Raw genomic sequence first — 7,918 nt, 5'->3', positions numbered from 1 at the left:
CATCTAATACAATATTGATCTTATTTCCAACTTTTTTTATTTCTAACTCATTTGAGACCGTCCCACCTGAATTGCTTAAAACTAATAGTGTTCTAAAAAACTTATATTCTATACGATATTCCCCATTTCCCCAGTAAGAACTTCTATATTTATTTTCATCAAGCAAAGTAAGCATATCATCGCTTTTCGGTAAATCCCCCATAGCAGTACATTCGTGATATTTAAAATAATATTTCCCTATAATCATAGAATGAGTAATTAACCGTGAATATACAATTGCCAAAACCAATAAAAATACAATAAATAAGAATGGCCAATTTTTAGTTTTTTTCACTCTTAAACCGACATTATACTGTTGATCATTATTGAGTTGCATAAATTAAAACATGTTAATATGATCAATTATTGCTCACAGTACCTATAGGTTTTTTGATCAGAAAGCCTATTTAGATATAATCTTCTTTCGCCATAATAGCTATCAATCCGGTTAATTACAGCGATTGGGGAGTCAATAACCAGCCTGCTATAAATGGTATCATTCCGTACGAAATTATACGTATCATTAAACACAAGGATATCCTGCAGGTCACTATTATCGCCACAATTTTTCCAAATGGAATTTGTTAAACTCTTGTTTTTGCAAGAAAAAAGCAAAAAGCTTGGCCCCAAAATAACAAGGAGAAATTTTAGTCTCATCGTAAAACTACTTTGCATAATATGTACGCTAGCAATAATACATAATTTTCTAAACTATTTCAGCCTCCAATTTTGCAGAGAAGTCTTCTACTTACCTCAGACTTGAAAACAACATAAAATAGAAAAAGCCACACCTCACGACATGGCTTCACAACTTATCTATTTGTAAGGGATGGCTCCTAATTTATACGAACTGATCGATTTGGAGACTTTCCAGTCATTACCTTCGCGCTCCAAGGTAACTATGCGCTACGCCTGCTGATTCTCCCTCGGTCTTTACCGCAACATGGTGTTCGAAGGCAAATTCAGCGGTGGAATCCAATTTCTAACAGATTAATTTTGAAAGCAGGATTCAAACTAATATATTAGTTATAAAACTAAAAAACTAGTTATGAAGATATTTTTCACGCTATTCCTACTTATAATTAGCGACTTAGTCTCAGGACAAATCACAACGCAAAAATTATTTGATCTCAATGACCAACTTTTTAAAAAGCATCCAGAAAACTACCAGATAGCTATCCAGGAATTCAACAAGCTAACAGTGGATAGCATGGATGCAAGAACGAAATCTCTTTTTTATCAACTCCAATCTACCTATCATTCTTTTATCGGCAACTATGATAGCTCCAGATTTTATTGGGATCAGCAATATGTCCACGCGCTCAAAAACGATGAAATAAAATATGATAGCAAATTTTATAAGCAGCACGACTTTGTCGATGCCAGAAAGTTCATCCTAAAAAAGGCCAAAAATGAAAAAGTAGTCATGATCAACGAAGCTCATAATATTCCCTATCATCGCACATTTGCAGCTCAATTATTAAATGGGTTTCGCAAATTAGGTTTTAAATATTTAGCTATTGAAGACCTTGCTGATCAAAACATTAACACGACACGAACCGTTACAGATACAACAGGCTATTATAGCCATGAGCCCCTTTTCGCAGAAATGATCAGGGAAGCATTGCGACAAAATTTTGTATTGATAAATTATGACGCCAACAATACAAATAGTAATCGCATGCGCGACTCATTACAAGCCGCCAACCTAGCAAAATTGCTAAAAACTGATCCTGATGCGAAACTGCTTGTGTATGCAGGATATGACCATATCCATGAAAATACACGAACCAACTGGAAAAAAATGGCTCAGTTCTTTAAAGAAATGACCAATATCGACCCCTTAACAATATCACAAACTCGACATATTGAACGATATTATTCCCAATTTGAAACGGACGAATTCCTTACCGTAAACAAGTTTGTTTCGTTTAGCTTTAGCAAACCTGTCGTCGCTTTAAAAAACGATACAGCCTGGCATGATGACTTTGTGGATATTTCACTTTTTTACCCCCGCTATCTAACTCCAAATAGTCGCCCTGAGTACTTATCAGATAATAATCTTACAAAGTCGGTACAGCTAGATACGCAAGGACAAAAAGGGCTTTTTGTTCAAGCTTATTATGCAGACGAAAAACAAGGACATCGAATACCAGCAGACCAGCTTTTCATCAAAAAAACAAGGGAATTTCTATATTTAAGGCCTGGCAACTATATTCTTGAATTTAAAAACACAAATGATCAGATTGTAAATACAAAAAGAGTAAGTGTTCGTAAATAACAATCAAAAAGCCAGATTTCACGATCTGGCTTCTAAACTAAACTTAAATAGATGATTCACTAGTAGTTAGTCTTTTGTTACTGGCAAACCACAAGTTGTAAAGTTCTATTTATACGAATTGATTGATTTGGACACTGTCCAGTCATTACCCACACGCTCCAAGGTAACTAAATCTGTTTTGGTGAAGTTCTCAAATTTCAAGGTCACTTTAGCGACCATATAGTCTGCCGATTCTTCTAAAATGTCTGTGCTTACTGTACAGTTCAGCTTCCCTCCTTTTTGCTTTTTCAATAGTTTAACTACGGCACTACGGTTGTTAGACTGTGCATTGGAGGCCTGGATCTTTTGATTGAAATCTTCTGCGAATAACTCCTCTACTCCTGCTGATTCGCCCTCCGTAGTTACCGCAACATAGTGATCGAGTGCCAAGTCTGCTGTGGAAAGGTTAACGTTTGTTTTTGTTGCTTTGGCTCCAGGTCCTTCAGCTGCCATAGAAAATGTGGATACTGCGATTAGGGCTGCTGCTGCGAATGTTTTTACTAGCGTTTTTTCTCGAAATTATTTGTTTTTTATTTGATGATAAAGCTATCATGAGTGCCTTTTGAATACACTCATGATGGTTCATAATGTCTTTATTTTGTATTGTTAGTTTTTCATCTAAATAATTTGTTCTTCAAGTGTGATGAAGCTATCATGAGCATTTCCGTCGATGCTCTTGATGGTTTTTGTTCTTATTTGTTGACTCAAAACTACGACACAATACGCCTCTAGCCTACTTGCTTTAGACCAACAATCCGGAAAACTCGGTAAATGGCGGAAATGGTGAGGTGAAGGTTAGCAGTAGATTTTTAATTAAAAATAATATTAAATTTAGATCTTTACTGATAAAGCATTCAATCTTAAATTCTTCTCAAAATATGGTTAATAAAAATGTTATTAGTAAACTATCAGATAGAGAACTCGAAAAATATATAGAACCAGATAGTCGATCTGTTTCAAATGCTGTAAAATATGCCTACGAGATTCTACAGGAACGTGGGCGAACTTTTACTCCTTCCGAAACAGCACGAATCGAAGCTTTAATTGCCAAAAAAAACGATAGTGAAAAAATAGTGGACAAAGGATGGGACAAAGGGCTCACAGAGGACGTAAACGCTATTGAACTATATACAAATACACTTATTTGGATGCTTTCCGTAATATTTGGTGTCTTTTTTGGTGGTGTACTTCAAGTGCTAAATTTCATAAAAATAAAAAATATAAAAGGAGCTGTTATTACTACTTTTTATAGTATTATTTATATAGGCATTCAACTAATTATTATAAATTATATTCGAAATAATTATCCTGAAATGAGCCAGAATATATTTTATGTTAACTTCATCCTCTCGGGCATAGGTGCAACTGGTCTATTTTTTATCAGACAACAAATGTTTCCTAATGATCTACAGTATAGAGCCAAATCTTCCATTGTACCATTAATTGCATCACTAGGAATTTCTATTGCGCTATTCTATTTATCTTAAAATAATAAGTGCCATATCTTCTAACAAATTGACTTAATGGGGCGAAGTTTAAGGCTCGATATATTCATGGTAGCATTTTTTGATGTACAGGATAATATCATAGTCGGACATGTATTTAGCGGCGTCAATATTCGGACGGTACAACTGCATGAAAGTTTGTAGAGAATCACCTTTAAGGCCCGTCAAATTTTGAACCTTACGCTTCGAAAAGGTATTATCAAGATACTGTTCTTCTTCTTCCTTTATCAATTTCTGTTGGAGCTTGGATTGAGGGGTCCTATTTTTCCCTAACATAGAAATAACAGAAAGCACATCAATACTAATCAGCGAGGCGGTACTATTGCTAGCTTGATTAGGGTGTCTCGGGACATTTGAAGAATAATTTTTGCTGATGAAAATGTCTTTAAATTTGGGTTTGCTATAATTGAAAGTCTTGGCAAATTCTTCCCGAAACTTTAAGGAATCAGCCTTATAATTTCCTAAAGAATTGATCTTGACTTCATCCAACAATATCGTTGTTTGCTTCATATATATGACCAAATTATCAAGATTGCTATTATCAACTATATATTTTTCCTCGCGATATCCTATTGAAGAAAAGGTAATTGTATCTCCAAGCTTAATGCCTGGCAATATAAATTTGCCATAGCTATCGGAATAGGTGCTGCGTGAAGCTACTTTGATCGAAACACCTATAAGAATATCACCCGAATACTTATCTTTAATCGTGCCTTTCAGATCTTGTGCAGAAGATAAGTTTGCGATAAAGAGCAATAGCAACAACAACTGCAGTCTACTCATTTTCAATTAGTTTTACAATAAAAATATTATAAAACCAAACATCTAGCAATGTTATTAACTCTTTTTAACGCGCGACGCTTAGAGGAAGGAGTAAACTATAGCGACACCACTCGGATTTGTACACTTAAAGACATCCCTATCCTGACGTATCATGGAACGGATAACGAAATCGCCATACACGAAACAGAACGTATAGCCGAATCTCTAAAGAAGTGCAATGTAAATATGATCTTTCACCGCATCGCAGGTGAAGGTCACGGCACCCAATACCTTTATGAAACTGAGCCCTGGATTTATGAGTGGTTGCTGATACAAAGGAAGACGTCGAATAATAACACGCCCATCAAGAAAATTTCAAATAATTGAATTTATCGTATTGTTTTAAATAGCGTAGTTCATTATTTTTATGGAGATACAAAATTTAACAAAGGCCATATAAATGAGATATCAAGACATGGGTATCAGAAAAACACTTTAACCTTTAAATTATACCATGGGAATGACACAAAGCTATCTACGTGTAGATAACGAAACACTTAATAACTTTATCGCAGATAGTAGACGTTTAGAAGATATTGCATTCAAACAAAATAATATTGATAGCGAAAACTTTCTGTATTTAGATAAAGCTTGGGAAGGCATTTTTTTCCTAATTACTGGACAAAGCTTGGCAGAAGCAGTTGAAGAAGAAGCACCGCTTTTAGGTATACTTATGGGGCCTACAGAAATTGACCCCGATCAAGATATGGGTTATGGCCCGGCAACATATAGTACAGCTGAACAAACCAAAGAAATATATAGCGCGATAAAAGATCTTACAAAGGAAGAGCTTTCAGCAAACTATAATCCGAATAAGATGATAGAAGAAGGTATCTACCCTGACATCTGGAAAGATGATGAAAATGCCTTGGAATATCTTCTCGATTACTTCGATGATCTCAAAATCTTCTATAAAAAAGCTGCGGAGAATGGAGATGCTATGGTGATGTATTTGAGTTAAAAATAATTAGGTTTTATTCAAAACTTAGAAATAACTTATATTGACAACAACTCATGTGAATTAATCAACATGAAACAATTAATATTTACTGTCCTTTTCGCATCATTATTTTCGTTAGGTTATGCCCAGACTACAGTGCAGCTCTCAAAGACATCAAAAGGAGCACCTATTATATTGATAGCGTACAGATAGGAAAGAGAACTGTTTGAGAAGTTTTTGAGGTGAGAAATATTCTTGAAAAAATGAAGTTAACAAAAGCAAAATTAATCACTAAAGTCAAGGCTCCTTTAGCGACATTGGGGTACCTCTATTTTAAAGACTCTATATCTAGCGCACAAGGATTTTTTTCAAAAAAGCTAGAAAACGGTTTTTATTTATCCTTAGGACTAACAATTGACAGGTATATGGAGAGTGAGTTTACTGGATGTTTTTATTATTCCAAAACAACCCGATGGGCTTCCGTTTGGGGTGATATTCCAACAGAAAGTTATGAACGTCCAGGCTTCTTAATGTCAACAGAAGAACGGAGGATTTATTTTGACACTGAAAATGAACAATTCTGTGATTATTGGTGGGATGGTTCTGATGATTCGTCGGTCGCTTCTTTTATTGAAGTCATCAAGCTCACCGAATCGAGATTGTATGAGGACCGATTGTTGACAAAAAGGATTGAAGATAGCCTCAGCGTGTCACAACTGAGAAATTACGCCGATGAAGTAAAGAAATTGGTCTCCGACATCGAAAAACTGAATTTCACTTATTCTTATTTACCAGACAAAGAAATAGATGGAATACCGATGCAGTGGTTTAAAGCTAGTGAATATATCTTAAAAGAACAGAATGGTATACTCAATAAGAATACGGTTAAAAATTTAGCGTCTGATGCTTTTATTCAACGTACAATCGACAATCTGTCAGCGATAGGAACCCGCTAGCCATTATAAGCGTTAACTTGCGGAATATGGGCGAACAAGAATGACATTAGAATAACCAAGATGTTCATACAGTTTAAATAAGTCAACCCAATTTATAAAAAAAAATCACTCCGATAAAACTATTTGGAAATGGCAGTTGTTCTTACAATACAAAACGGCTACAAGCTACCTTTCAAATGAAAGGTTCAACATAAAAATTGGCGTCGTACAGTGAAAATCCAATAGTCTTTAAAAACATTGGATGACGAAACAAAAAAGAGGAAACGATAGGAAACATAAAGATTACTGTACAAATAAACGCTAAGAGAAAGGGTCTGATTTAACATCAGGCCCTTTTGACGTAAAAAAGCCACATCTCCCGACGTGGCTCTACAACATATATATTTATTTGAAATCGCTCTTATTTATACGAATTGATTGATTTAGATACTTTCCAATCATTCCCCACACGCTCCAAGGTAACTAAATCTGTTTTGGTAAAATCTTCAAAACAAAAAAAGACCTTGATCATAGGTCCTTTAAGTCTTTTAAGAAGAAATTTTGAAAAACACAATCCCAATCGTTAGAACCATAAACGAATAGTTCCAAATTAACTAATTTAAAATTTTCAATATTTCCAATGAACCCAATCCCGATTTCCAATCCTTCTGTTATTATGATTTTATCAACTGAGAGAATATCTTCGGAAATTGGGAGAATATCATTTTCATCATAATATTTTAAGAATACGTATTGCCCCATACCGGTACATTCTCTTTCACCTACATATATTTTATCAATATGAGTATACAAAACCGGGTATTTCTCTGCTAAGGCAAAAAGCAGAGCCATTTCAAAAACTGTCAATTTGTTCATTACAATCCTTTTTTACTAAAAGCTGATATTTCTATGTGTAAAGTCTCCTAATTATCAAGCCTGAAAACAATCAATTTGATATATATATTTATCAAATTCGAATTCAATGTCTACATATTTTTTTAGAATTTCAGATTCCGCTATATTAATATCATAAGGATTGTACATTAAAGGATCTTCAATCGGAGGTCTAAAAGTCTCCTTCAAAAGATCTAAAGGTATAAAGTCTATATTAAATTCACCAATAAGCCTCTCATCTCTTCTATCAAACCAACTAATAATACGCCCTATTTTCATAAAAAATCAATTATTTCGCAATTTCAAAGTTCTTGTACATGAGTAAAATCTCGCTCTATAAGTCTAAATTTTGAATTATCTAGCTTGTATATGGAGTGTTTATAATCCGTTGGTGATGGAAAATCTATTAGCTCTTTATTTTTGTTTAACTTCCTCCGCTTTATGCATATTCCGCACTATACTA

9 protein-coding genes are annotated in these 7,918 nt (G+C 34.4%); 4 read left to right on the top strand and 5 right to left on the bottom strand.

Annotation, left to right across the window (positions count from 1 at the left end; genetic code table 11):
• Positions 1-376: hypothetical protein (locus tag B2X73_RS07740; protein WP_291096155.1), on the bottom strand; the 376-nt coding region annotated here is incomplete at its 3' end.
• 711 nt (positions 377-1,087) lie between these two features.
• Between B2X73_RS07740 and B2X73_RS07735 the strand changes: the two genes are divergently transcribed.
• Complete coding sequence (locus tag B2X73_RS07735) at positions 1,088-2,320, top strand: hypothetical protein (protein ID WP_291096153.1); 1,233 nt, start codon at positions 1,088-1,090, stop codon at positions 2,318-2,320.
• 105 nt (positions 2,321-2,425) lie between these two features.
• Here the strand turns inward: B2X73_RS07735 and B2X73_RS07730 are convergent, their stop codons facing one another.
• Entirely contained in the window at positions 2,426-2,812 is a 387-nt protein-coding gene (locus B2X73_RS07730) for a hypothetical protein (RefSeq protein WP_291096151.1), read from the bottom strand.
• Between the two features lie 425 nt (positions 2,813-3,237).
• Between B2X73_RS07730 and B2X73_RS07725 the strand changes: the two genes are divergently transcribed.
• Complete coding sequence (locus tag B2X73_RS07725; RefSeq protein WP_112373519.1) at positions 3,238-3,846, top strand: hypothetical protein; 609 nt, start codon at positions 3,238-3,240, stop codon at positions 3,844-3,846.
• 48 nt (positions 3,847-3,894) lie between these two features.
• On the opposite strand, the gene B2X73_RS07720 is transcribed toward B2X73_RS07725, so the two are convergent.
• A complete protein-coding gene (locus tag B2X73_RS07720; RefSeq protein ID WP_291096149.1) occupies positions 3,895-4,647 on the bottom strand; it encodes a carboxypeptidase-like regulatory domain-containing protein in 753 nt (250 codons plus the stop codon).
• A 499-nt stretch (positions 4,648-5,146) separates the two neighbouring features.
• Here B2X73_RS07720 and B2X73_RS07715 point away from each other — a divergent pair, with 499 nt between their 5' ends.
• Both B2X73_RS07715 and B2X73_RS07710 read left to right on the top strand, forming a co-directional pair.
• Entirely contained in the window at positions 5,147-5,647 is a 501-nt protein-coding gene (locus B2X73_RS07715) for a YfbM family protein (RefSeq protein WP_291096147.1), read from the top strand.
• A 242-nt stretch (positions 5,648-5,889) separates the two neighbouring features.
• Positions 5,890-6,582 (top strand): hypothetical protein, encoded by a 693-nt coding sequence (locus tag B2X73_RS07710; protein WP_291096145.1) that lies wholly within the window; start codon positions 5,890-5,892, stop codon positions 6,580-6,582.
• A gap of 507 nt (positions 6,583-7,089) precedes the next feature.
• Here B2X73_RS07710 and B2X73_RS07705 read toward each other — a convergent pair.
• The gene (locus B2X73_RS07705) at positions 7,090-7,437 is read right to left on the bottom strand and encodes a hypothetical protein (RefSeq protein WP_112373525.1); all 348 of its coding nucleotides are present in this window, start codon (positions 7,435-7,437) and stop codon (positions 7,090-7,092) included.
• A gap of 54 nt (positions 7,438-7,491) precedes the next feature.
• Positions 7,492-7,734 carry a colicin E3-like toxin immunity protein gene (locus B2X73_RS07700; RefSeq protein ID WP_112373526.1) on the bottom strand — a complete coding sequence of 81 codons (243 nt, stop codon included), beginning with the start codon at positions 7,732-7,734 and terminating at the stop codon, positions 7,492-7,494.
• Positions 7,735-7,918: the final 184 nt, after the last annotated feature.

The organism is Empedobacter sp. UBA7252, assembly GCF_002472765.1.
In the GTDB taxonomy this organism is placed as follows: Bacteria; Bacteroidota; Bacteroidia; order Flavobacteriales; family Weeksellaceae; genus Empedobacter; species Empedobacter falsenii_B.
This window is presented reverse-complemented; position numbering and strand designations above follow the sequence as displayed.

Excerpts from the sequence above, each read along its gene's own strand:
- B2X73_RS07730 (WP_291096151.1), bottom strand. The coding sequence starts at position 2,812 with ATGGCAGCTGAAGGACCTGGAGCCAAAGCAACAAAAACAAACGTTAAC.
- B2X73_RS07715 (WP_291096147.1), top strand. The coding sequence starts at position 5,147 with ATGACACAAAGCTATCTACGTGTAGATAACGAAACACTTAATAACTTT.
- B2X73_RS07705 (WP_112373525.1), bottom strand. The coding sequence starts at position 7,437 with ATGAACAAATTGACAGTTTTTGAAATGGCTCTGCTTTTTGCCTTAGCA.
- B2X73_RS07710 (WP_291096145.1), top strand. The coding sequence starts at position 5,890 with ATGAAGTTAACAAAAGCAAAATTAATCACTAAAGTCAAGGCTCCTTTA.
- B2X73_RS07720 (WP_291096149.1), bottom strand. The coding sequence starts at position 4,647 with ATGAGTAGACTGCAGTTGTTGTTGCTATTGCTCTTTATCGCAAACTTA.
- B2X73_RS07735 (WP_291096153.1), top strand. The coding sequence starts at position 1,088 with ATGAAGATATTTTTCACGCTATTCCTACTTATAATTAGCGACTTAGTC.
- B2X73_RS07700 (WP_112373526.1), bottom strand. The coding sequence starts at position 7,734 with ATGAAAATAGGGCGTATTATTAGTTGGTTTGATAGAAGAGATGAGAGG.
- B2X73_RS07725 (WP_112373519.1), top strand. The coding sequence starts at position 3,238 with ATGGTTAATAAAAATGTTATTAGTAAACTATCAGATAGAGAACTCGAA.